Here is a 22,753-nt window from a genome sequence, read left to right as displayed (position 1 = left end):
GTCCAGCATACATAAATTGGTTTTTATATGAAATTACTATTCGACTTTCTTCCTATCGTAGTGTTCTTTGTTGTCTACAAAATAACTGGGAATATTATTTTAGCCACCGCCATCTTGATCCCAGCGAGCATACTGCAAGTTGGCTACAACTGGTTCCGCCATAAAACAGTAGAAAAAATGCACTTGGTTTCTTTAGCTCTGGTGATTCTGCTGGGTGGTGCCACTGTACTGTTTAAAAACAGTGAATTTATCAAGTGGAAGCCCACTATTGTGAATTGGTTGTTTGCCCTAGCCTTTTTAGGCAGTCAGTTCATTGGTGATAAAAATATCATCCAACGTATTATGGGCGATAAAATTGACCTTCCTTTCAAAGTCTGGCGCACCTTAAACCTCGCATGGGTTGGCTTTTTCATCCTATCTGGTGCGGTGAATATTTATGTGGCCTTCTCATTCAGTGAGGATATCTGGGTTGATTTTAAATTATTTGGCCTACTCGGTATGACAGTGGTCTTTATTATCTTACAAGGCATCTACCTTTCTTCTCATATGCAAAATAAGGAATAACCATGCTCTACTCCATTATTAGCGACGACGTCGAAAACAGCTTACCGGCACGTCAGCAAGCTCGCCCTGCTCATTTAGAGCGCTTGCAAGTATTACAAAATGCAGGACGTCTCGTTCTAGCTGGTCCCAGTCCAGCCATCGATTCCGATAATCCAGGTGACGCAGGCTTTACAGGAAGTGTGGTGGTAGCAGAATTCCCCAGCCTAGAAGAAGCGCAAAAATGGGCCGATGCAGACCCTTATGTCGCCGCTGGCGTGTATCAGCGTGTCGTGGTAAAACCATTTAAACAGGTTTTTCCTAACTAGGCACTGCTTGCTTTACTTGCCATGCTTAGCAATAAAAAACGCGCTTAGTGTCCACATAAGATATAAGAACACAAGCGCGTTTTTTGGTTGCCGTATTATAGCGCCTTAACTTGAGGTTTTTACATCTGAATGCCCCAAGTTCCGCTCTGGATCAATCACATCTCGCATTCTCTGTTTTAGCACTTTCGCTTCCGGAAACCCGCCTTCCGATTTACGACACCAAATTTCTTCACCATTCACCCGTACTTTGAAAATACCGCCCTGCGAAGGAATCAGTGTGACGCTTTTAATGTCATCGTCAAATGTGGTCAATAGCTCCTGAGATAGCCAGGCTGCCCGCAACATCCAACGGCATAAGGTACAATATTCAATTTCAACAATGGCTGTTCGCATGCCATTTCTCCTGTAAAATACTCATTTTGAAACATACTGACAGTTTGACCAAACCGCTTGGCGTACGTTTATGCTCCCCATATTATGGGATTATTCACCATTTAAGGAAAACCACAATGCGCAAGACTCTCATCACAGGGCTTATTTTGACCAGCCTCTGTTTATTACAAGCCAATGCAACGGAAGTCGACATACAAACAAATAAGGGAACCATTCGGGTCGACCTTAATGATAAAGCCGCCCCTAAAACCGTCAAAAACTTCCTCAATTATGTTGATCAAGGCTTTTACAACGGCACCATTTTTCATCGTGTTATTCCAGGGTTTATGATTCAAGGTGGTGGATTCACAAAAGATCTGAAACAAAAAGCCACTCACGCTCCCATTGACTATGAAGGGGATAATGGCTTGCCGAATAACCGAGGAACCATTGCCATGGCTCGCACACAAGATCCAAACAGTGCCACCTCTCAGTTTTTCATCAACCTAAAAGATAATGACTTTTTGAACGATGGTGCGAGTGGTGGTCCTGGCTACACCGTATTTGGTCACGTTATTTCAGGTATGGCGGTCGTTGACGATATTGCTAACGTCCCCACAAAATCCGTAGGCCCGTACCGTAATGTACCAACCTCACCTGTCATTATTAAGAGCATCAAACGTGTTAACTAGCTACCGATTAGCACCGCCTACACTGACTTGGGGGGAAGATGGCGCCCCTCACTCAAACCAGTTTGATGATGTGTACTTTGATAAAGAAGCAGGATTAGAAGAAACCCGTTATGTCTTTTTGCAACACAATCATTTATCTGAACGTTGGAAAAACTTAACCACTCCTTCTTTTGCCATTGCTGAAACAGGCTTTGGTACCGGATTAAATTTTCTATGTGCGTGGCAGGCTTTTATTGAACAGGCTCCTGTGGATACGACACTGCATTTTATCTCAGTTGAAAAGTTCCCGCTCTCCAGGGAACAACTTATCAATGCCTTAAAAATGTGGCCTTCTCTTGCAAACCAGAGCCAAGAGCTGATCAAACATTACCCGCAATTAAGTCATGGTTTTCACCGTATTGAATTGGCTCAGGGGCGCATTCAGCTAACTCTTTGGTTTGGCGAAGCGCAAGACGGCTTATCGGAACTTAATGCCGACATCGATGCCTGGTTTTTGGATGGCTTCGCGCCGAGTAAAAACCCTGACATGTGGTCTCCCTCTTTATTCAAGCACATTAATCGTTTAAGCCATCAAGGCACTACTTTTGCGACCTTCACGGCGGCGGGCATTGTTCGCCGTGGCCTACAAGACGTTGGCTTTGAGGTACGCAAAGTCAAAGGCTTTGGTCATAAAAGAGAAATGGCAGTGGGAGAACTTAATCAATCAACCGCTTCGTTCCCAGAGCGCATGGTGCAAGGGCAAGCCTGGTTTAATGTTCGGTCAAACCATCCGCATGCTCATAAAGCATCTAAACATGTTTTAGTGGTAGGCTCTGGCTTAGCAGGGGCGACCACCGCCGCGTCACTGGCTCATCAAGGCATCAAAGTCACAGTATGGGAGCAAGGCAGAGAAATTGCTTGTCAAGCATCAGGTAACCCACAAGGCATGCTTTACCCTAAACTCAGTTCGCAAGACACCACTATCAATCGCTTTTATTTAGCCGCTTACCTGTTTGCTGCTCGGCTTTATTCGACCCTTGATGAAAATAAGGTGTTTTGGGATCAATGTGGTTTGATCCAACGACCAAACAATGAAAAAGAGCGTGCCCGATTCGCAACGATGTTAGCCAGCGAGCTTTACCCTGACACGGTTATGCAAGCTAAACAGGATGAAAAAGACAGCCTCTTTCTTCCTTTATCTGGCTGGGTTGTGCCTACTCGTCTGTGTGAAACACTGCTTAGCCATAAAAACATAGAGGTTCAATTAAATACGCAGCTTGTATCTCTCAACAAAGCGGAACATCCTTCGCTACCTTGGCAAGCGAGTCATCAAACGGGGACACACGCTTTTTCCGATATTGTCTTCTGCACCGCCAACGACACAAATCGTATTGATTATTTACCGAATACACCTGCTTACCCTATTCGCGGCCAAGTCTCTTACTTGCCATTAGAAGCGGCTCAAGACGCCTGTGAAGACCAAAACGAGTTACACACGCCCTATGTTATTTGCCAAGAAGGGTATGTTTCTCCCGCTCTTGAAGATACCTTTCATTTTGGGGCAACTTATGACCTAAAAGATCAAGATGAGAACGTCCGAGAAGAAGGCCATGCTAGAAACCTAAGAATGCTGGAAACCCTCCTAAAGCTCAAAGCGAATACTCTAAAGGTGAAAGATTGTGGTGGTCGGGTGTCCTTTCGTTGCGCGATTCCAGACTACACGCCGATGGTTGGGCCTGTCTTTAACCCTGAGATAATCGAATCTCATTACGCAACATTGAGCAAAAATGCCAAATGGAAAAGCGATAAGGTGGCACAGATGAACAATGGATTATTTCTAAACATTGGCCATGGCTCCCGTGGCCTAGTGTCCACACCTCTTAGTGCCTGCTATTTAACCAGTTTAATTACCGGTGAGGCCGCACCAATTGAGCAAAGAATTATCAATCGATTGCACCCTAGTCGATTCATCGTGAGAGATCTGAAACGTCAAGAGGCTGTCCAAAACAAGTAATCTAACGAGAGCACTTTACCCGAGGTAATAGGCAAAGTGCTCTATGTTTTACCTCTTACTGGTTTGCCTTACTCTTTAAACATTATTAACGCTCAAACAAGGTGCAAGCACTTGGAATTAACTCAATAAAACGATTGCGGGTTTGTGGACGTAATACACAACGATTCAAGTCTGGTAACAACCCTTTTAACTGATCACTTAATTGCAACACGCCCAAATTAATGGATTCATAAGGATAAATATGATCTTGCATACTTAATTTATGCAATTCGTCCAGCTCATCTTGTAGGATCATTTTCATCGCAAAAAAGCGATCCTTCTGATTAATATCGTTGGTTTCCCAATAAGCATCTGCAAACGTAGAGTTTAACTCGTAAAAGATATGCAGTGCATCGGCAACGGTTTTTGTAGTCATACTATCTCCATAAATCATTGGCAATCTTCGCCTTGGCCCTTGTTTTGTTTCGTCCTAACCCATAACCTATATTCTAGCCTCGAATCAACATAGGTAAATAGCTCTTGAGTAACACTATGTACAATGCCGTGACATCTGGCAACTTATGGTCGTCTTTACAAGCAGAAGCGGAGAAGCTTTCGCTCGATGAGCCCATCCTTGCCAGCTATTTTAATACCACTATCTTACGACACGATGGTTTAAGCTCAGCATTGAGCTTTTTGTTAGCCAGCAAGCTCGACAGCATTTCTATTCCTGCAATGGTTCTTCGAGAAGTATTTGAAGAAGCCATGGGGGATTCGCAATCTGGCATTGTTCCGTGTATTGAGCAAGATATTATATCAATAAAAGAACGCGATGCCGCCTGTGATTGCCTCACCACGCCTTTACTTTTCTTTAAAGGTTTTCACGCCTTACAAACCTATCGTGTGGCAAACTGGCTGTGGAAGCAAAATAGAAAAAGCTTAGCGCTGTATTTACAAGGCCAAATGTCCATGGTCTTTGGCGTAGATATTCACCCAGCCGCCACCATTGGTTGCGGTATCATGTTAGACCATGCAACGGGGTTGGTAGTCGGTGAAACCTGTGTCATTGAAGATAACGTCTCCATCCTGCAATCCGTTACATTGGGAGGAACAGGGAAAGAGCACGGCGACCGCCACCCGAAAATTCGCTCTGGCGTGTTAATTGGCGCAGGTGCCAAAATTTTAGGCAACATTGAGGTAGGTGAAGGCGCCAAAATCGGCGCAGGTAGCGTGGTGCTAGAACCCGTCGAGCCTTATACAACCGTCGCAGGCGTTCCTGCTAAAGTCGTTGGCCACAATACCGGAACGCAGCCTGCTAGGGACATGGACCACAACATCAACCATTGTGTTCGTGATCCTCAAGAATGCAATTAGCACAAAAACGTTCCTAACATTACGACTTCACGAGAAGTCGTAATGGCTTAGTGTGTCTTTCGGCACCATTTTAATGGTTTCGCTTTCTGTATCAAACAGCAACACGGCTTTACCGGATGTTAGCGCCCTGAGCGCTTGCTGACGTTTCTGATCGGCCGATAAATCATAGTCACCATAGTCCGTCCCTTCACGCGAAACAATATCGTCTAATATTGTTTCTAACGTGTCTTTTGCTAATGAGTCGTATGGAATCAAAGTATCCAATTAAAGTGCTCCATGTTCTTGCAATAATGCGATGACACCTGCTTCATCAATCACAGGCACATTGAGAGATTGGGCTTTGGTTAACTTTGAGCCAGCCTTCTCCCCCGCTACCAGACAATCTGTTTTCGAAGAGACTGAGCCACTCACTTTAGCCCCTAGGGATTGCAACTTGTCTTTCACTTGATCACGGGAAAACTGACTTAATGAGCCCGTTACCACATAGGTTTTGCCCTCCAATGGACGTTCTGAGGAGGCTTCTATCACCTTAGTCTCCCATTCAATACCCACTGCTAACAAGCCTTTAATCGTTGTGACATTCTGCTCTTGTTCGAAAAAGAGTTGTACATGCTGCGCCACAATGGGCCCAACATCATTGACTTTTACCAGGGCCTCTTGATCTGCCGACATCAAAGCCTCCAATTCAACAAAATGCGTCGTTAAGGCACGCGCAGTGGCCTCTCCCACTTCACGAATACCAAGCGCGTAGATAAAGCGATTAAATTGCGTTTTCTTAGACTTCTCAATAGCGGCCAATAAGTTCTCTACTGACTTTTGCCCCATTCTTTCCATAGACAGTAACGTGTCTTTTTTCTCATGAAGGGTAAAAATATCGACTGGCGTTTTCAATAAGTTTTGTTCAACTAACTGTTCGATTAATTTATCGCCTAGGCCATCAATATCCATGGCTTTACGAGACACAAAATGTTTGAGAGACTCTTTTAATTGCGCACCACAGACCAATCCGCCCGTACAACGCACCACCGCTTCCCCTTCGACTTGCTCAACATCCGAGCCACAGACCGGACAATTGTCTGGAAACACAACGGCCTTGCTTTGTGATTCATCACGACGCTCAAATAGCACCTGTACCACTTGAGGAATGACATCTCCGGCACGGCGAATTACCACATAATCGTTCACCTGAACACCAAGGCGTGCAATCTCATCCTTGTTATGGAGTGTCGCATTTGACACTGTCACCCCACCGACAAAGACAGGTTCAAGACGTGCCACTGGCGTAATGGCACCGGTACGACCCACCTGAAAATCCACGCCTAAAATTCGTGTAACTTCTTCTTGTGCTGGAAATTTTCTAGCAATCGCCCAACGCGGTGCTCGGGCAATAAACCCAAGCGTCTCTTGAAGAGAGATATCATCTACCTTATAGACAATGCCGTCGATGTCATAGGGTAAGGCAGGACGTTTGTCATTGAGCATTTGGTAATACTCAATGCAGCCTTGTGCCCCTTTGACAGTTTGCATCAGATCATTCACTCGAAACCCCCACTCCCCCAATTGCAGCAGGCCTTCGTAATGGCTAGCAGGTTGATCCCAACCTTCCACATAACCGATAGAATAAGCACACATTACCAAGGGTCTAGAGGCCGTGATTTTCGGGTCTAACTGACGCAGACTGCCCGCCGCCGCATTGCGCGGGTTCACAAAGGTTTTCTCTCCCCGTTCGGCGGCTTGCTGATTCAGCTTTTCAAATCCCTCTTTGGTCATATAAATCTCACCTCGTACCTCAATAACAGGGGGAGGCGTCTCAGTACGCAGCCGCAATGGGACGGAATAAATGGTTTTGATGTTTGATGTAATATCTTCGCCTGACAAGCCATCACCACGGGTGACACCGCGAACGAGTTGACCATTTTCATAACGCAAACTAATCGCCAAACCATCTAACTTTGGTTCACAACAATAGGTAACACTGGACTCATCAAACGCTAGTTGCTCATCGTCCTCTAAGGATTCGCGAATCAATTTACGAATGCGCTGGTCAAAATCACTTAATGATTCATCATCAAACGCATTGTCAAGAGACAACATGGGAACAGTATGGGCAATGTTGGCAAAACCACTGTCTGGCTTTTCTCCAACACGCTGAGTCGGTGAGTTGGATTGAATCCACTCTGGATGCTCTGCTTCAATGGCCTGTAACTGACGATAACAGCGGTCGTACTCGGCATCTGGTACTAATGGGTTATCTTTTACATGATAGGCATAACTGTAGTCATTCAACGTATTAATCAGATCAAGCATTTGCTCTTGGCTAATTTGATTAGATGGAGGAGTAGACTCTTTGCTCATAGAAAACACTCGATATAAAAACAGGAAAGAGATTAGAAACAATCAAGGCCCCTTAGGGCCTTGTAAAAACTTATGGGTTTATGATTTACGTCGTGTCAATCGACGCCTTTCAAAATCACGAATACGTTGTCGACAATGGGCAATCGTTTGTTCGCTCATCGGACTACGTCGTTCATCACGTAACTCACCACCAAGATTACGCACCAAGGCCTGCGCTGTTTCCAACATAAAATCAAAGGCCTTCATACTGTTCTTAGGTCCAGGTAAGCCCATAAAGAAACTCACACCTGGGCAATCGCTTTCTCCCATGGTATCAAGATCAAACGTACCAGGCTCAATGGCGTTGGCCATACTAAACTGTACACGACCACGATCAAAGCCTTCTTCATGTCGATGAAAAATATCCATTTCACCATAACGCATACCGCAATTAAGAACCAATTGAAGTAATTCAATGCCCGAAAAGGTTTCGCCTTCTGGGGCAAATACGTTAATTACGATGACTTCTTCAATCTCCGCCACATCATCACGGTGACCAGACGTATCATCGTCATCGAGACTCCGGCCCTGCAACGACGGCTGATCCATATCAATACTGGAATAGTTCCGCTCATAGTCGTTATCATCCAGCTCATCAACGGCTTCTTCACGGTCTAGCAAACCATCGTCCTTTACCGTTACATCCAGATCATCATAGTACTCATCGTATTCCTCTTGCTGAGTATCGGTATCTGAGTAATCATGATGAGATCCCCCCGTCTGCCTATTATCCCGTTCAGGAACCAAACTGGCTAACTCATCTAAATGCATTTCATCGTCTCGGTCTAAAGCAGGGCCCGAATAGACTTTATGGGGTACATCTGCCAATGGTGAATTAACCGTTTTGCGGGCATTTTCAAACGCATTGGCAATTGGATCAGTCTGTGCTTTCTTACTTTTTGACGATGCCGGACGAGCTCCACCATTTGGCAGTTCACTTTTAATCACCGCCTCTTTAGCAAGATCATCAGGGTCGAGAAACTCCTCATCTTCTTGGCTAAAGGTTTGCCCTTTTTTATACCGACGAAAACCATCTATCAAAATGACGATGATGATTAAGACGCCTATTAAGATTAGCCACTCACGCAAGCTAAATTCCATTACATTTTCCGAATAAGATCAATAAAGTTGACTGTATTATCAAACGAAGCTCGATAGGATTCAATTACAAGCTGACTTTGATTGAATAAATCGACTCACTGTTTGAAGGCAAAGCCCTTCTTATACCAATTACGCGCCCTTTTGTCAGGTCAGATGAATGAATACTAGACAATTTTACGAAAACATCGACCTTTTTTGTACTTGCCAGCGTCTGCGTTGACATTAAATTATCCAGATTTGTTAGTACGATGGGGCTATTAAGCGCTTGTGGTGATATTTTACGGATAGCAATGGGGATTTTCTGACCTGGAATACAAGCGTACACCAATAAAATATCATCAGCATGCCACGTTACCTTACTCGGATCCCATTCCACTTTCATCGCAATGGCATTCGTGATCACAGGAGGGACGTCTTGGTAAGAAATATTGCCCTCCTCTCTCGCTTTCATAATCGCCGATAATAAGGTATTTCGCTCCGTAATATTATGATTATGACGTGCGGCATTTTGCCAGGCTATTACCGCCTTTTTGTAGTCTTTACTAGAAAAATAGGCGACACCTTGAAGTCCAAGTGCTGTCGCTTGGTTGGGGTCAAGCGCTAACGCCTCGAGCACCACTTTTTCCATTTTGGGCGAACTTTTATTGCCATTAGCGTAAAATATGGATTGAGCATAAGCCACTAAGACATTCACGCGATCAGGCGACTCTTCAGGCAAAAGCGCTAGCGTTTTCAAATAAGATGCCTCTGCTTTGGCGTACTCACCTTGTTTCATATAATTATTCGCTTCGTAGTACCAATCCGCAGGTCGATTATAGCGATGACTACGGTAAGACAAAAAGGCTTCTACTTGCTTAGGTGTAACGGTTTTCGCTTGCAACTGTTCGGTAAACACTACCTCTTTGGCATAACCTAAGTATTGATAAAGACATACACTGCCCAGTATCACAAACGACGCCACAGCAGTTAACACAAAACGAGAAAAACGCGGTTCCATGATATTAAAGGATCTATGCTGCTCCTGTGCACGTCTCGTTTCTGAGGCAAGATCTTCCAATAATTGAGTCGACTCCTCATGAGACAAGCGCCCCACCTCTTCTTCCACCTGTATCTCGTGACGTCGCACATTATCAAATGTGTTAGCACTTACTTCCGATCGCCGCGTTTGCTCTTTTTGAACACTCGTAAATAAATACGCAATACTGACGACCAACATAAACGCCATTACCAACCAGGCGGTCATCATATAGTCTCTCCTTTGCGACGAAGTCGGTTCCTAATAATGACAACCGCAAAAATAACCAACCCGACTCCTAACAAAATAAAGGGACCATACCAGAGTGCAAAAGTCGCTGCATTGTGTTTGGGACGATACAGCACAAAATCGCCATATCGGGCGACCATGTAATCCACAATTTCCTTATCCGACTGACCGTTTTCAATCATGTCGTGAATTTTATGTCGAAGATCTTTTGCAATCCCCGATCCCGAATCGGCTATGTCTTGATTTTGGCATTTAGGACAACGTAACTCTTTCACTAACGCGTCATAACGCGTCTGATTAACAGGTGAGCTAAATGTCATCAACTCCTCTGCTTGCCCATAAGCAGTATAGGATAGGACCAGCCATACAATAAGTTTCATCAAACGACGAAAAATGACGGCGTCAATCATTGCATATACCCCTGAATGGTTTTCCAAGCCACATCATCTACCGCACCTTGATGTCGATATACAATGATCCCCTTACTATTGATAACAAAGGTTTCTGGTGCGCCCGTTACGCCCATATTGACGCCGAAATTCCCCAGTTCATCCAGCAACACCATTTTGTAGGGGTTGCCCTTATTACGTAACCATTGCTCCGCACTGGCCTTGTCATCTTTGTAATCAATACCGATAATGGGTACTCCCTGTTTTTCCAGTCTCATCAAATAGGGATGCTCTATTGCACAAGTTGGACACCAAGTTCCCCAAAAATTGATTAAATAGGGCCCTTTTGGTAACTCCACATTAGTGACAACTTGATCGGTGTCGAGCGAGACCAAGTGGATCTTTGGCACAGGCTTACCAACCAAAGCAGAGGGCATGTATTCAGGATTTTTGCCAAGCTGAAGATAAAACACGATCCCTAGCGCGATAAACACGACGAGAGGAATAAAAAAAATAACCTTACGCATGACGTCCCTCTACTCGAGTTCGATAACGCTTATCTAAAGCCGACAACACACCACCACACACCATTAAAATGCCACCAAACCAAATCCAACGAACAAAGGCTTTAACATAAATACGCATGCTCCAAGCCTGATCATCAAGCTTTTCTCCCAAAGACACGTAGAGATCCCGAGTTATCCCTGCGTTGAGAGAGGCTTCCGTCATCACTTGACGACGCGCTTCGTAAAAACGCTTTTCCGGTTTAAGTTGTGCCACCAACTTACCGTCCTGATAAACCGCAATATCAGCTTGATCCGCCACATAATTGGGCCCTTTTAGAGACTCAAATTGATTCAAAGTAAATTGATAACCTGCAAAGGATACCGTCTGTCCCGCCGCGATTTTTACCGTAGTTTCTTCACTGCAGGTACTGACCATTAAAATACCAATCAAACTCACTACCAGCCCTAAATGGGCTAACATCATGCCATAGTAATTACGCGGTAGTTGTCGAGCTCTGGGAATGATACCTTTCGACCCTGAGGAAACCTTTAAAAACCAATCTTTACACGTTAATAACACCACCAAAAACGCCACCGACAAACTCAGCCAAGCCATGCCACCTAAGTGATAAGCATAGCTAATAACACCAGCAAGCAAGATAGAGACAACGCCAGGCCACACACATAAACGCACTAATAAAGAGGGCTTGGTGTTATGCCATTTAGACAGAGGACCAATGGCCATAAACACCATTAGTAATAAGGCAAGGGGCGAGAAGACAGTATTAAAATAAGGCGCCCCAACCGAGATACGCCCAAGATCAAGAGCTTCAAACAACAAGGGATAAAGTGTGCCTAACAATACCGTCAGAGTGAGTACCGTTAGAATAATATTATTCAACAACAACCAAGCTTCGCGACCAGTTAGCCCAAAAGCCACTCCCGCTTTTACTTGGGACGCTCGTAAAGAGTACAATAACAAGCTGCTGCCGATTAACACAATCAACAGGGCAAGAATAAAAACGCCACGTGTTGGATCCGCCGCAAACGCATGCACAGAGGTTAATACACCAGAACGAACCAAAAAGGTGCCTAGCAAAGACAGGCTAAAAGTGAAAATGGCTAATAAAACCGTCCAACTTTTAAACACCCCGCGCTTTTCCGTCACTGCTAGAGAGTGAATCAACGCCGTGCCTGCCAACCAAGGCATAAGGGACGCATTTTCGACTGGATCCCAAAACCACCAGCCGCCCCAACCCAGTTCGTAATATGCCCACCAACTGCCTAGCGTAATCCCTAAGGTTAGAAATGCCCACGAGACAGCCGTCCAAGGACGTGCCCAGCGCGCCCATGACGAATTTAGGTTACCTGTAATTAACGCTGCAATCGCAAAGGCAAACGCCACTGAGAAGCCGACATAGCCCATGTACAACATCGGCGGATGAATCACCAGCCCAACGTCTTGCAAAAGCGGATTTAAGTCCTCACCATTGGCTGGCACATTAGGCAAGTCACGAACAAAAGGCGATGATGTGAATAACATAAAAAGTAGAAAACCCGTTGCCACCATTCCCAACACACTCAGCACAATGGGCCCTACCTCTTTGGGTAAGGTATGACTTTTCAAGGCAACAGCGGTACTCCAACCACATAGAATCAGCACCCACAGCAACAAGGAGCCTTCATGACTACCCCAAATGGCACTGAATTTATACCAAATAGGCAGGTTACTATTGGAATTTAAACTCACATACAAAACAGAAAAATCATTGGTCAAGAATGCAATGGCCAAAACAATAAAGCTTACCAAGACAAAACAAGACATTAATAAGGTCAAAGGACGTGCCGTGGATAACAAAATAGGGTTATGACGCCAATAGCCAGTAATGGGCACAATTGCTAAACTGCCAGCGAAGAACAGAGAGAGTATAAGAGAAAAATTACCCACTTCAGGAAGCATAAAAAAGCCTAATTATCATTATAGGGTTTGGATGGAGTGTTATCTTTGGCTTGTTTAAGCGCGTTAGCGACATCGGGCGGCATGTATTTTTCATCATGCTTTGCCAGCACTTGAGACGCGAGGAACGTACCATTTGACAACAACTTCCCTTGGGCAACAATACCCTGACCTTCACGGAACAAATCTGGCAAAATACCATGGTATTCAATGTGAACAGTATGCTTAAAATCGGTGACATTAAAGGAGACGAATAAGGTATTAATATCACGTTTAACACTCCCTTTCACCACCATCCCACCCGCACGAATATTGACACCTGTCGGAGCGTCACCCAAAGCAATTTGGGTCGGCGTATAAAATAAATTGATATTTTGCTGCAAAGCATACAGGACTAAGCCTATGGCACCGCTTAGCACCAATACAATAATAGCAATCGTAATAAGGCGTTTTCGTCTGACAGGGTGCACTAGGATTTAGACTCTCTTATATAGCGCTTTTTAAGCTTGTTAATTTCTTTGCGACGACTTATCAAGGTTTCCAACCCCAAGCCAACCAATGCCAACGCCCCTAATCCATAGGCAGACCATACATATACCCCATAGTTCCCCATTTGGAAAAAAGCGGTCCAACTATCAAATGCCATCGCCAACCACCTCTGTTTTCAGCCAGCTAGCACGATGTTCACGACGCAATATCTCCGTTTGCATGCGCCATATAACCAAACCCGCAACAAACAAATAAAAACTCACCACACAGATCAACAAAGGCATCCACATAACTTCAGGCATATCCGGCTTTTTCATAAAACTAAAGGTGGCAGGCTGATGAAGCGTATTCCACCAAACGACTGAATATTTAATAATGGGCAAATTAATAACCCCAACCACACAAATGACCGCAGCCGCTTTATCCGCTAACACCCTATCATCTAAGGCATTCTGGATCGCAATGATCCCCATATAAAGCATAAACAAAACCAATACTGACGTAAGTCGAGCATCCCAGACCCACCAAGTTCCCCAGGTGGGTTTCCCCCAAATAGAGCCAGAAAATAACGCAATGGCAGCCATTACTGCACCTATAGGGGCCATGGCTTTAATAAAAATGGGGGCCATTTTCATTTGCCAAACCAGAAAAACAAAACCTGCTATACCAAGTGATAAATAACAAGACTCAGCCAAAATAGCACTTGGCACATGCAAATAAATAATGCGAAAGACATTACCCTGTAGATAATCTTTAGGGGCGAACGCTAGCCCCCACGCCGTTCCTACTACTATGCCAAGCACTCCTAAGCAAAAAACGGGGGGCGCCCACTTTTTTGACCATTGGAAAAACCACTTTGGAGAGCCTAATTTATGAAACCAGCTCCAACTCATTAACGTACGCTCGCTTTTAAACAAATAGGTGTCATTAATGGCGACATAACCAGTGCTAATAACGATATGGCACCAATAATTGCTAATAATCCGCTATATGGCAGACCTGAGGCCACCGCCTGTATAGCCGAAGTAGAAAAGATAATAATCGGAAAATAAAAAGGCAGAATAAGCAACAACATCAATAACGCACCTTGCCTTAAGGATACCGTTAAAGAGGCGCCAATTGAACCAATCAAAAATAACCCAGGGGTACCAAGCAACAATGTCGTCATGAGCACACCTAACACGCCATCGGGGAGAAATAACATTTCAGAAAATATCGGTGTTAACAGCAGCAAAGGGATTATCATACCTAGCCAATGAACCAACACCTTGAGTAACACTAACCAAGAAATGGATAAGCCACTGACTAAAAGCTGTTCTAAAGAGCCATCGGCGTAGTCTTCTTTGAACATACTTTCTAAAGAAATCACCGTTGCCAGTGCCGCTGCGCACCAAATAATCCCCCCTGCTGCAGGGGCTAAGAATGCCTTAGATGGATCCACCCCAAGAGGGAACAGCACAATCACTAACGCAAAAAACAATAAAGCATTCACAAGATTTTGCTTGCGACGGAACAATACTAGGCACTCGGCTTTAAAGTAAGAAAAGTACGTCATGCCGTTAGCTCTACCCGCCTTGGCGATAATAGCGTTACGGGTTGATGAGAGGTAAAAAAAACTATCCCCCCCTGTTCAGCATGTTCTCTTATCCGTCCCTCCAATAATTGAATACTTACCATATCAAGAGCAGAAAAAGGCTCATCTAGAAACCAAACCGGTAAATCTGACAACCACAGCCTCGCCAAAGCAACCCGTCGAGTTTGTCCTGCCGATAGAGCTTTAATCGGAACGTCAAGGTAGCCCTCTATTTTCAATAAGGACAAGACACGCGCAATATCCGCTTCTGACACTTTAGGGAAGTACCAACGGATGTTCTCAAGCACAGTGAAGACACTCTTTAACCCCAAGGCATGACTAATATACAGAGACTGCTTCAATAATGGATCCCGGTAGCTCAATACATCCTCACCATTCAGTTGTACCTCGCCTTCTACAGGCGATACAAGCCCAAATAATGTTTTAAACAAAGAGCTCTTACCTGCGCCGTTGTCTCCAAGAATATGAATGATATCGCCCGATGTCGCCGTTAAAGAAAAACCTTTACAAAGATCTCTGTCGCCGCGCTCGATCCATAAATCTGATATGGTTAACGATATATTAGATTGCAAAAGAAATGTCCATTTGATCCGTTAAGGTCATAATAACGCCATTGTGTGTTTTGAAAACCCCAAGAATAGGTAAAAACGCCTATTATAAGAGAAAGTTCGTCAAATACCGAATGAGTATGTCTGCCTATGCTACCCACTATTAAAGGATCCAACACCCAGACAGCAAATCAGTCCAATGCCCAACCAGTGGTACAAAAACAAATTGGCCTTATCAGCAAACTCAACAGTGAGATAAAGCTGATCGAAAGCATGAGCATGATTCGCCTCACGGGCAGCGAAAAGCTCACTTTTCAGGGGAAACCCGCGCAACTTTTGCAGGCTACCACCCAACAGAACACCACCTTCAGCCTGATCAACACTGGCAAACCAATATCTATTTCAGGTAATGAAAACACGCAGATTCGATTAAATGGCGCCCACCAAGCCAGCCTCACTCTGCCACAATCAACAGCCAACAACCTTGTTTTAGCGTCTCGTGTGGTCAACTTAACCGTCCTCTCTGCCACGTTCCAAACCAACACCAATGGTCAAACACAGTACAGTGCTCAAGTATCAGATGGCCAAAATCACTTTACAATCACCTCGCAGACGGCGGTCAAAAAAGGCGATGTCCTCAGAGTGTTTGTTGATAATAAAAATCAGCTACAGGTCTTACCCTCAAATAGATCACAAGCAAGCAACCTGACTATTGAAGCCCTTAAACAAAGCCTCCCCAAACAACTATCGGCCAGCGAAATGGACCAATTATTAAAACAGTTGCAGTCTATTCAACACTCTACTACAGCGCCACTCCCCCCCAAAGTACAGCAGGCGCTGACGCAACTTATTCAGAACCTGCCCAATATCGATACACTAACCCAGTCACCAAACGCCATGAAGCAGGCGCTACAAACAAGTGGACAGTTTGCAGAGTCGCTGCTTAAAAACAACCATCCATTAGCCGCAGCAGATTTAAAACTTAATCTCTCAAGATTAAATACAACACACCAAGAAACAAGTTCGATAAAACCGTTCCCGACTGACCAAATTGCCAATGCCATTGAGCGTATCAGCACAAACCAATTAAGGCACTTTGCCGACAGCAATCAGTCCTATGCACAAATGTTCCCTATGCATATTGATTTACCCATCAAAGAGGGACAACAAAACCATCTTGTACAATTGGATATTGATCAAGATGCGTCAAGTAAAGAGCTTCCAAAAGAAGAGCGTCGCTGGCTAGTAAAGCTGAAGTTCGATTTCGAAGAAACGGGACGCTTTGATACTCGTCTCAGTATTCAAGGTAATAAAGTGGGTATTGTCTTTGCTGCCGAGCAAAAAGCCACTCAAACAGCGATTCGACAGCACATGGAAGAACTGAAACAAAAGCTTAGAGAAAAGGATATAGATGTGGAACGTTTGGACGTTTTCCAAAGTAAACTAAAAGATGATCCGCCCGTCAAACCCAAAAATACTACTTTGATCGATGAGAGGACTTAATGAAAAAAGCCGTTGCCCTTAAATACGATTACGCTGGCGCGCCTAAAGTCACAGCGAAAGGGGAGGGTTTAATTGCCAAGCGCATTTTAGAAATCGCGGAAGAGCATGATGTTATGCTTCATCAAAGCCCTGAACTCGTTGAAATGCTCAGCACCATTGAATTAGGCGAGGAAATTCCCGAATCACTCTATTTAGCGGTTGCAGAAATCATCGCCTTTGCTCACAACTTAAAGGAGCATCGCTGGTCGTGACAAGACTGAGACAAGCGTTAACTGCAAAAGTAGAAAAGCACGTTAGTGATAGTCTGAATTACGGCGCGATTCTTTCTTCAACAGACTAATTAACTCCGCTTCCGCTCTAATCAAGCCACACTTAGACACTAAATCATCGACAGTTGCCCCCATATCCAACAAATCCATCGCTCGATTATAGGAAATATTTCCTTCTTTAGAGAGAAGCTCTGACTGTCGCTCAACGGCGATATTCAATTTCTTCTCAATGGCAACCAAACGTCTTCCCATACCGATTGATCCAGACGCTAATACTTGAACTTGCTTTTTTTGATTCAAATCGGCTTCATGATGCATTTGTTGCATGCGCTTTACACGCCTAGATAAACGAAGTCCCCAAACAGCTAACGCAACTAACATTATAAATTGAAGCACGAGAAGAAGGTTAAACAACCATTGAGATTCCATCGAGTACAACTACCTTCGAATTTACATTGAACCTATGTCAGACCACTCATCTTCCGATAGAAGCTTATCGAGATCCACGAGAATCAACAGAATATCATTTTTATGGCATACACCTTGAATAAATTTTGAAGATTCGTCATTACCGACACTTGGAGAGACTTCAATTTCAGACTGGCGCAGATAAACAACCTCAGAAACCGCATCCACCAAAATACCAATGACATGCCCTTCCACTTCCATAATCATAATACGAGACGAATCCGTGATATCTCCTGAAGGCAGATCAAAACGCTGACGCGTATCGATAACCGTCACAACCGTACCACGTAAATGGATAATACCCAATACAAAACTGGGCGCCCCTGGAACAGGAGCAATCTCAGTGTATCGCAGGACCTCCTTGACTTGCATAACATTCACACCGTAGATCTCATTTTCTAAACGAAATGTCACCCATTGAAGAATTGGATCTTCCGATTGCTTAGACTCATTTAACGCTATGCTCTTTGTTGTCATCGTCTCTCTCCATGATCACTCAGCATGATCAATCAACTTTGTTTGAGGTGTTTTTTAAACCCATTGTCGGGGTCTTCCAAAAGCTCGATAAACCCCTGCACATCTAGTATGGCACACATATGATCAATTACCGTACCTGCCAGCCATGGACGTTTACTTCTATCGCTGCGCCACTTTACTTGTGATGGCTCTAACGAAATGGCTTCAGCCACTTTTTCACAAGCAATGGACCAATCAGATCGGTCCAGTTGAATCACAAATTTAAAATGTTCTTTTAAATCACCTTGATAGTGGTTCGGCATAACCCAGCGTGCTGTATCAACGGTACGCAAGTTGAAATCACCGACATTCGCGACCCCCATAAACCAATCAGGCTGTCCAAAAATGGTAGTAAGTTTTTCATGATTACTTTGGTGTATGCCTCCAAGCTCAACCAAAGGAACCGCCATTTTTAGCCCACCCACATAAAACAAGAGACATTCAAAACGACTCTTGGCCCAAGGTAAAGGTTCGGTTTTCGCCACCCATCGACTTTTTATTGGCTCTGGCTCTGGCTCTGGCTCTGGCTCTGGCTCTGGCTCAATAGCCTCTGCTTCAGTTGTACTTTCTTGCAAGGCCTCCCCTTGCATACCAGAAATGGCGTTCTCAAAATCGGCAAAGGAAGCATCTAACGCCTCAAGAGACGCTTCACTGTATTCTTTTTCAACACCATCCGCCGTTAACCCCCAGTCCTCAAGAGAAGGAGCTTCAGAGAAACTATCTTCTGAATCGGTGACCTGCTCCTCTTTTGTCTCTCGTTCTTCAGCGTCTTCTGTAACCTCACCAAATGAATCGTCTATATCTTCTTCATTGACTTTCTTTTCATCCGATGCTTCTTCTAATGCATCCGGTTCAGAAGATTCAGGCTCATCGGAATCAACGATCGTCGCCTCTTGCAGCAAATCATCAAGATACCGCTGCACCGCAAGTTGGGGACCAACCAATTGATCTTTTGTTTTCGTTTCTTTCATAACCATTTAACCCACTGGGTTCAATAAGGAGTCCATCAGACTCGCATACGCTTTTACACCTCGCGCACTCGCATCAAGCGCAGAAGGAGCAACACCTGCGGTACTGGCATCTCGTAACTTAGTGTCGACAGGGATGACAGAATGCCACACCAGTTCCTCATAAGAATCTTTCAGGCTTCTCAAGCTTTTATTGGACGCTTGCGTACGTCGGTCAAATAGAGTTGGCACAATCAAGTAAGGAACAGGGCGTTTCCTTGCACGGTTAATCATAGTCAAGGTGCGCACCATTCTCTCCAAACCTTTGATGGCCAAAAATTCGGTTTGTACCGGAATCACTAACTGTTGGCAAGCCGCCAATGCATTAATCATAAGTACCCCAAGAACAGGCGGACTATCAATCAATACATAGTCATAATCATCCCATAGAATCGCAAGTGTTTTGGAAATCACCAACCCCATACCACCCTGTGCTTGGGCATGACGTTCCAAGGTCGCTAATGCCGTTGAAGCAGGCAATAAAGAAAGATTAGGATGCCCCGTTTCTAGAATAAGTTGCCGTGGCAGAGTGTCTGGTATTTTCCCGCTGACTTGAAAAAGGTCATAAGCACTATGTTCAATCGAGTCTGGGTCAAAACGAAAATAACTCGTTAATGATCCATGTGGATCAAGATCTACCATCAGAACTCTGTTGCCAGCGTCTGCCAATAATCCTGCCAATGAAACCACCGTGGTTGTTTTTCCTACTCCACCTTTCTGATTTGCCACTGCCCAAATGTGCACTCTATGTCCCCTGAGTTCTATGCTATTATTTTGCTTACACTTTCATTGCAATCATATACAGTATTGCGCTATTTAAACAAGTAATCATAAAGATTATCGGAGTTACTTTTACTAATTCGCAAGGTAACACGGCGATTTTTTTGTCTATTCTCCTCGCTGGTATTACTGACTTTTGGATCTTCGCTGGCAAACCCAATCGGCGCAATTAGTTTTGGATTTACCCCTTGATACACCAATTCATCAACTACCGAAGCCGCCCTTAAACTAGACAAATGCCAATTCGACATTAATCGACTCGACTTCACAGGTAAATCATCGGTATTACCTACCACTAATACAGGGGATGGGTAAGCTTTTAATACCCTAGAAATAGCCATTAACACAGCAACGGCCTCATTTGTCAGCTGATATTCCCCTTCTCCAAACAATAAACTAGACTGGAATTCCAAATTAACCCAATGTTTTGATTGGCTCACAGCGATTTTTCCAGACTCACTTAATCCTTGAAATTGATTGCTAATAGTAGTGTTAAGCACGTCATAAATCGTCATCGGTAACGGGGAGGTATTGCTATCTTTTTTCTCGGTATTAGAGGGGGTTGTTGGAATCATTTTTGCGTCCACCGCCGCCTGCTCAGTTGACTGACCTATAATAGGCTTTCCAACACTAATCGGCTTAATCGATTTTTGCACCGCCTCAAACACACCATTTAGCGTTTCAGCTATTTTTTTATCATCCCCTTTGTGCTGAATAGAAATGGAATATAGAGCAACAAAGAAGGCGAATAATAAGGTAATAAAATCCGCATAGGATAGTATCCAACGATCTCGACTTTGGGCACTCGACGGTCGTTTCTTTTTTAGAACTCGCCGACGACGCGAGGGCTCAGGTGAAGAAACCTCATCACTCATAACTTGTTAGCTCTCGTTCTATGCGTTGCGGATGTTTACCTGTGGCGATACCGTAAACACCATCAATCAACAACTGATTATACAGCAGTTCTTGATCTGCGTAGCCAGACAGCTTTCTAACGATCGGGAACACAACCAGATTCGCGAACCCCTGACCGTAGAGCGTAGAAACAAATGCCACAGCGATACCATGCCCTAGTGCCTCAGGGCTATCAAGATTCGCCATTGCTTGGATCAACCCCAATACAGACCCCATAATCCCAAGCGTCGGCGCGTAACCACCAATGGATTCAATAAAGGTCACGCTGGACATCCGGCGGTCATGGATGCGATTAGCTTCATCATGCAAGCGATCTGCCAATGACTCGGGATCATCACCATCGATAGCCATTTGAAAAGCCCGCGTGGCAAACTCATTAGAGAGCTGGGTTATGTCGCTTTCTAATGCGATTAAAGAGAGTCGCCTTGCCTTATAGGCCAAGGTAATCATGGAAGATCTAGCAAACGAGAAATCAAAAGTGGGGGGGAACAAACTCCATTTAGCTAGAGAAATGGCTCTTGAAGCATCTTGAATATTACTTTGCATCAAGGTTGCGCCAAAGCTCCCCAAAATAACAATAATTGCAGAAGGTAAATTAAGGAGGAGAATGACTTCTCCTCCACCAAGCCAATTAGATAAAAGGACAGAGCCAAACGCGAGAAGAAGTCCAGCCAGCGTCACCAAATCCACTAGCTAACCTCACGCGCTAGGCGCTCACCAATATGATTGAGGTCGATAATATCATCAGCCAAATTGGCTTTTTCCACCGCCATTGGCATACCGTAAATGACACAGGATTCTTCACTCTGAATCCATACTCGAGAACCAGAGCTTTTCAACATACGTGCGCCTTCTCGACCATCCACCCCCATGCCGGTCATAACAACTGACAGCACTTTACCAGGATAACATTTAGAAGCGGATCCAAAGGTCACATCAACTGAAGGCTTATAATTGAGCCGCTCATCACCATCCAAAATACGGACACAACCCCCATTTCTAGAGTCCACCATCATTTGCTTACCACCCGGCGCCAATAAAGCAACGCCCGGCTGCAAACGATCGCCATCTTTGGCCTCTTTCACAGTAATCTTACAAATGTTATTCAATCTTTCAGCAAATGCGCCAGTAAACGCAGCTGGCATATGCTGAACCAACACCAAAGGGGCCGGAAAATTAGCGGGGAGTTTTGTTAGTACCGCTTGAAGGGCCATAGGCCCACCCGTTGACGTACCTATTGCCACTAAACTCACTTTCTTTCTAGAACGCGGGATAATCACCCCACGATCAGTAACGATAGGTTTTGGTGCCTCACGCGGCGCTAGACTCTGAACGGGCGCTCTTGACCCTCCTAGACGCGTTCGAGAAACCGTTAGCACCCGTTCCACTAACGTATGTTTCACCACCGCAGAATCTCGAGAAATATCCTCGAAATTCTTCGGCATAAAATCAACTGCCCCCGCTTCAAGCGCATCAAGGGTGACTTTGGCTCCTTCATGCGTCAAAGATGAAAACATTAATACAGGTGTTGGTTTGAGCTTCATAATATTAGCAACAGCGGAAATGCCATCTAAAACAGGCATTTCGTAATCCATTGTTACTACATCCGGCGACAAAGACTGTACTTTATCAACCGCTTCCTTGCCATTATTAGCTGTTCCAACAACGACTAATCTTGGATCTGCTTCGAAAATTTCTACTAAACGACGTCGGAAAAAACCGGAGTCATCTACAACCAGTACCTTTACCGGCATACCGCCACTCCCAAATCGAA

General features: G+C 44.5%; 28 protein-coding genes. 7 read left to right on the top strand and 21 right to left on the bottom strand.

The genetic code is table 11. The features are described from left to right. Positions 1 to 27 precede the first annotated feature (27 nt). Entirely contained in the window at positions 28 to 564 is a 537-nt protein-coding gene (locus JHD45_RS13040; protein WP_199476953.1) for a septation protein A, read from the top strand. A 2-nt stretch (positions 565 to 566) separates the two neighbouring features. Further along, on the top strand, positions 567 to 869 hold the full coding sequence (locus JHD45_RS13035) for a YciI family protein (protein ID WP_199476952.1): 303 nt from the start codon (positions 567 to 569) through the stop codon (positions 867 to 869). A gap of 105 nt (positions 870 to 974) precedes the next feature. Here the strand turns inward: JHD45_RS13035 and JHD45_RS13030 are convergent, their stop codons facing one another. Then, positions 975 to 1,262, bottom strand: coding sequence for a SelT/SelW/SelH family protein (locus JHD45_RS13030; protein ID WP_199476951.1), 288 nt, complete (start codon positions 1,260 to 1,262; stop codon positions 975 to 977). 116 nt (positions 1,263 to 1,378) lie between these two features. On the opposite strand from JHD45_RS13030, the gene JHD45_RS13025 reads away from it, so the two are divergent. Next, positions 1,379 to 1,933 carry a peptidylprolyl isomerase gene (locus JHD45_RS13025; protein ID WP_199476950.1) on the top strand — a complete coding sequence of 185 codons (555 nt, stop codon included), beginning with the start codon at positions 1,379 to 1,381 and terminating at the stop codon, positions 1,931 to 1,933. Further along, complete coding sequence (mnmC, locus tag JHD45_RS13020; RefSeq protein ID WP_199476949.1) at positions 1,923 to 3,926, top strand: bifunctional tRNA (5-methylaminomethyl-2-thiouridine)(34)-methyltransferase MnmD/FAD-dependent 5-carboxymethylaminomethyl-2-thiouridine(34) oxidoreductase MnmC; 2,004 nt, start codon at positions 1,923 to 1,925, stop codon at positions 3,924 to 3,926. The genes JHD45_RS13025 and mnmC overlap by 11 nt, the downstream gene beginning before the upstream one ends. Before the next feature lie 85 nt (positions 3,927 to 4,011). Here mnmC and JHD45_RS13015 read toward each other — a convergent pair whose 3' ends face one another. Then, positions 4,012 to 4,341, bottom strand: a complete 330-nt coding sequence (locus JHD45_RS13015; RefSeq protein ID WP_199476948.1) for a hypothetical protein — start codon at positions 4,339 to 4,341, stop codon at positions 4,012 to 4,014. Positions 4,342 to 4,457: 116 nt separating this feature from the next. Here JHD45_RS13015 and cysE point away from each other — a divergent pair, with 116 nt between their 5' ends. After that, positions 4,458 to 5,279 (top strand): serine O-acetyltransferase, encoded by an 822-nt coding sequence (gene cysE, locus JHD45_RS13010; RefSeq protein ID WP_199477018.1) that lies wholly within the window; start codon positions 4,458 to 4,460, stop codon positions 5,277 to 5,279. A 27-nt stretch (positions 5,280 to 5,306) separates the two neighbouring features. Here the strand turns inward: cysE and JHD45_RS13005 are convergent, their stop codons facing one another. From JHD45_RS13005 to ccmA, 12 genes are all read right to left on the bottom strand, one after another. Continuing rightward, on the bottom strand, positions 5,307 to 5,543 hold the full coding sequence (locus tag JHD45_RS13005; RefSeq protein ID WP_199476947.1) for a YheU family protein: 237 nt from the start codon (positions 5,541 to 5,543) through the stop codon (positions 5,307 to 5,309). Beyond that, a complete protein-coding gene (gene ligA, locus JHD45_RS13000) occupies positions 5,544 to 7,634 on the bottom strand; it encodes an NAD-dependent DNA ligase LigA (RefSeq protein WP_199476946.1) in 2,091 nt (696 codons plus the stop codon). It abuts the gene before it with no gap. 78 nt (positions 7,635 to 7,712) lie between these two features. Then, the gene (zipA, locus tag JHD45_RS12995; protein ID WP_199476945.1) at positions 7,713 to 8,774 is read right to left on the bottom strand and encodes a cell division protein ZipA; all 1,062 of its coding nucleotides are present in this window, start codon (positions 8,772 to 8,774) and stop codon (positions 7,713 to 7,715) included. 64 nt (positions 8,775 to 8,838) lie between these two features. Beyond that, the gene (locus JHD45_RS12990; RefSeq protein WP_199476944.1) at positions 8,839 to 10,020 is read right to left on the bottom strand and encodes a tetratricopeptide repeat protein; all 1,182 of its coding nucleotides are present in this window, start codon (positions 10,018 to 10,020) and stop codon (positions 8,839 to 8,841) included. Continuing rightward, positions 10,017 to 10,448, bottom strand: coding sequence for a cytochrome c-type biogenesis protein (locus JHD45_RS12985; protein ID WP_233407816.1), 432 nt, complete (start codon positions 10,446 to 10,448; stop codon positions 10,017 to 10,019). The genes JHD45_RS12990 and JHD45_RS12985 overlap by 4 nt, the downstream gene beginning before the upstream one ends. Beyond that, positions 10,445 to 10,954 carry a DsbE family thiol:disulfide interchange protein gene (locus tag JHD45_RS12980; RefSeq protein WP_199476943.1) on the bottom strand — a complete coding sequence of 170 codons (510 nt, stop codon included), beginning with the start codon at positions 10,952 to 10,954 and terminating at the stop codon, positions 10,445 to 10,447. The genes JHD45_RS12985 and JHD45_RS12980 overlap by 4 nt, the downstream gene beginning before the upstream one ends. Beyond that, the gene (locus JHD45_RS12975; protein WP_199476942.1) at positions 10,947 to 12,893 is read right to left on the bottom strand and encodes a heme lyase CcmF/NrfE family subunit; all 1,947 of its coding nucleotides are present in this window, start codon (positions 12,891 to 12,893) and stop codon (positions 10,947 to 10,949) included. The genes JHD45_RS12980 and JHD45_RS12975 overlap by 8 nt, the downstream gene beginning before the upstream one ends. A gap of 8 nt (positions 12,894 to 12,901) precedes the next feature. Then, positions 12,902 to 13,360 carry a cytochrome c maturation protein CcmE gene (gene ccmE / locus JHD45_RS12970; protein ID WP_199476941.1) on the bottom strand — a complete coding sequence of 153 codons (459 nt, stop codon included), beginning with the start codon at positions 13,358 to 13,360 and terminating at the stop codon, positions 12,902 to 12,904. Next, complete coding sequence (ccmD, locus tag JHD45_RS12965; protein ID WP_199476940.1) at positions 13,360 to 13,536, bottom strand: heme exporter protein CcmD; 177 nt, start codon at positions 13,534 to 13,536, stop codon at positions 13,360 to 13,362. Before ccmD ends, ccmE begins: the two co-directional genes overlap by 1 nt. Continuing rightward, positions 13,526 to 14,272, bottom strand: coding sequence for a heme ABC transporter permease (locus tag JHD45_RS12960; protein WP_199476939.1), 747 nt, complete (start codon positions 14,270 to 14,272; stop codon positions 13,526 to 13,528). Before JHD45_RS12960 ends, ccmD begins: the two co-directional genes overlap by 11 nt. Then, positions 14,272 to 14,934, bottom strand: a complete 663-nt coding sequence (gene ccmB / locus JHD45_RS12955; RefSeq protein WP_199476938.1) for a heme exporter protein CcmB — start codon at positions 14,932 to 14,934, stop codon at positions 14,272 to 14,274. The genes JHD45_RS12960 and ccmB overlap by 1 nt, the downstream gene beginning before the upstream one ends. Further along, positions 14,931 to 15,545, bottom strand: a complete 615-nt coding sequence (gene ccmA / locus JHD45_RS12950; RefSeq protein ID WP_199476937.1) for a cytochrome c biogenesis heme-transporting ATPase CcmA — start codon at positions 15,543 to 15,545, stop codon at positions 14,931 to 14,933. The genes ccmB and ccmA overlap by 4 nt, the downstream gene beginning before the upstream one ends. A gap of 126 nt (positions 15,546 to 15,671) precedes the next feature. Between ccmA and JHD45_RS12945 the strand changes: the two genes are divergently transcribed. Together JHD45_RS12945 and JHD45_RS12940 are read left to right on the top strand one after the other, a co-directional pair. Then, positions 15,672 to 17,024: a flagellar hook-length control protein FliK gene (locus tag JHD45_RS12945; RefSeq protein ID WP_199476936.1), complete on the top strand. Its 1,353-nt coding sequence runs from the start codon at positions 15,672 to 15,674 to the stop codon at positions 17,022 to 17,024. Then, positions 17,024 to 17,275 (top strand): EscU/YscU/HrcU family type III secretion system export apparatus switch protein, encoded by a 252-nt coding sequence (locus JHD45_RS12940; RefSeq protein WP_199476935.1) that lies wholly within the window; start codon positions 17,024 to 17,026, stop codon positions 17,273 to 17,275. The genes JHD45_RS12945 and JHD45_RS12940 overlap by 1 nt, the downstream gene beginning before the upstream one ends. A 42-nt stretch (positions 17,276 to 17,317) precedes the next feature. On the opposite strand, the gene JHD45_RS12935 is transcribed toward JHD45_RS12940, so the two are convergent. The 7 genes from JHD45_RS12935 to JHD45_RS12905 form a co-directional block, all read right to left on the bottom strand. Beyond that, entirely contained in the window at positions 17,318 to 17,620 is a 303-nt protein-coding gene (locus tag JHD45_RS12935) for a DUF2802 domain-containing protein (RefSeq protein WP_233407815.1), read from the bottom strand. A gap of 123 nt (positions 17,621 to 17,743) precedes the next feature. Beyond that, entirely contained in the window at positions 17,744 to 18,238 is a 495-nt protein-coding gene (locus tag JHD45_RS12930) for a chemotaxis protein CheW (protein WP_233407814.1), read from the bottom strand. A 32-nt stretch (positions 18,239 to 18,270) separates the two neighbouring features. Beyond that, on the bottom strand, positions 18,271 to 19,248 hold the full coding sequence (locus JHD45_RS12925; protein WP_199476933.1) for a chemotaxis protein CheW: 978 nt from the start codon (positions 19,246 to 19,248) through the stop codon (positions 18,271 to 18,273). A gap of 6 nt (positions 19,249 to 19,254) precedes the next feature. Next, a complete protein-coding gene (locus JHD45_RS12920) occupies positions 19,255 to 20,028 on the bottom strand; it encodes a ParA family protein (RefSeq protein ID WP_199476932.1) in 774 nt (257 codons plus the stop codon). Positions 20,029 to 20,096: 68 nt separating this feature from the next. Continuing rightward, a complete protein-coding gene (locus JHD45_RS12915; protein WP_199476931.1) occupies positions 20,097 to 20,939 on the bottom strand; it encodes a flagellar motor protein MotB in 843 nt (280 codons plus the stop codon). After that, a complete protein-coding gene (locus JHD45_RS12910) occupies positions 20,932 to 21,669 on the bottom strand; it encodes a motility protein A (RefSeq protein WP_199476930.1) in 738 nt (245 codons plus the stop codon). Before JHD45_RS12910 ends, JHD45_RS12915 begins: the two co-directional genes overlap by 8 nt. Beyond that, on the bottom strand, positions 21,669 to 22,733 hold the full coding sequence (locus JHD45_RS12905) for a protein-glutamate methylesterase/protein-glutamine glutaminase (RefSeq protein WP_199476929.1): 1,065 nt from the start codon (positions 22,731 to 22,733) through the stop codon (positions 21,669 to 21,671). Before JHD45_RS12905 ends, JHD45_RS12910 begins: the two co-directional genes overlap by 1 nt. Between the last annotated feature and the right edge of the window lie 20 nt (positions 22,734 to 22,753).

The sequence above is a fragment of the Marinomonas spartinae genome, from assembly GCF_016461715.1.
Classification (GTDB): Bacteria; Pseudomonadota; Gammaproteobacteria; order Pseudomonadales; family Marinomonadaceae; genus Marinomonas; species Marinomonas spartinae_A.
This window is presented reverse-complemented; position numbering and strand designations above follow the sequence as displayed.

Coding starts and splice junctions, on each gene's coding strand:
- JHD45_RS12985 (WP_233407816.1), bottom strand. CDS start 10,448: ATGATTGACGCCGTCATTTTTCGTCGTTTGATGAAACTTATTGTATGG.
- cysE (WP_199477018.1), top strand. CDS start 4,458: ATGTACAATGCCGTGACATCTGGCAACTTATGGTCGTCTTTACAAGCA.
- ccmB (WP_199476938.1), bottom strand. CDS start 14,934: ATGACGTACTTTTCTTACTTTAAAGCCGAGTGCCTAGTATTGTTCCGT.
- zipA (WP_199476945.1), bottom strand. CDS start 8,774: ATGGAATTTAGCTTGCGTGAGTGGCTAATCTTAATAGGCGTCTTAATC.
- JHD45_RS13030 (WP_199476951.1), bottom strand. CDS start 1,262: ATGCGAACAGCCATTGTTGAAATTGAATATTGTACCTTATGCCGTTGG.
- JHD45_RS12980 (WP_199476943.1), bottom strand. CDS start 10,954: ATGCGTAAGGTTATTTTTTTTATTCCTCTCGTCGTGTTTATCGCGCTA.
- JHD45_RS12915 (WP_199476931.1), bottom strand. CDS start 20,939: ATGAGTGATGAGGTTTCTTCACCTGAGCCCTCGCGTCGTCGGCGAGTT.
- JHD45_RS13015 (WP_199476948.1), bottom strand. CDS start 4,341: ATGACTACAAAAACCGTTGCCGATGCACTGCATATCTTTTACGAGTTA.
- JHD45_RS12925 (WP_199476933.1), bottom strand. CDS start 19,248: ATGAAAGAAACGAAAACAAAAGATCAATTGGTTGGTCCCCAACTTGCG.
- JHD45_RS12945 (WP_199476936.1), top strand. CDS start 15,672: ATGCTACCCACTATTAAAGGATCCAACACCCAGACAGCAAATCAGTCC.
- JHD45_RS13040 (WP_199476953.1), top strand. CDS start 28: ATGAAATTACTATTCGACTTTCTTCCTATCGTAGTGTTCTTTGTTGTC.
- JHD45_RS12905 (WP_199476929.1), bottom strand. CDS start 22,733: ATGCCGGTAAAGGTACTGGTTGTAGATGACTCCGGTTTTTTCCGACGT.
- ligA (WP_199476946.1), bottom strand. CDS start 7,634: ATGAGCAAAGAGTCTACTCCTCCATCTAATCAAATTAGCCAAGAGCAA.
- JHD45_RS12990 (WP_199476944.1), bottom strand. CDS start 10,020: ATGATGACCGCCTGGTTGGTAATGGCGTTTATGTTGGTCGTCAGTATT.
- JHD45_RS12940 (WP_199476935.1), top strand. CDS start 17,024: ATGAAAAAAGCCGTTGCCCTTAAATACGATTACGCTGGCGCGCCTAAA.
- JHD45_RS13035 (WP_199476952.1), top strand. CDS start 567: ATGCTCTACTCCATTATTAGCGACGACGTCGAAAACAGCTTACCGGCA.
- ccmD (WP_199476940.1), bottom strand. CDS start 13,536: ATGGCATTTGATAGTTGGACCGCTTTTTTCCAAATGGGGAACTATGGG.
- JHD45_RS12935 (WP_233407815.1), bottom strand. CDS start 17,620: ATGCAACAAATGCATCATGAAGCCGATTTGAATCAAAAAAAGCAAGTT.
- JHD45_RS12930 (WP_233407814.1), bottom strand. CDS start 18,238: ATGACAACAAAGAGCATAGCGTTAAATGAGTCTAAGCAATCGGAAGAT.
- JHD45_RS12975 (WP_199476942.1), bottom strand. CDS start 12,893: ATGCTTCCTGAAGTGGGTAATTTTTCTCTTATACTCTCTCTGTTCTTC.
- JHD45_RS12960 (WP_199476939.1), bottom strand. CDS start 14,272: ATGAGTTGGAGCTGGTTTCATAAATTAGGCTCTCCAAAGTGGTTTTTC.
- JHD45_RS13025 (WP_199476950.1), top strand. CDS start 1,379: ATGCGCAAGACTCTCATCACAGGGCTTATTTTGACCAGCCTCTGTTTA.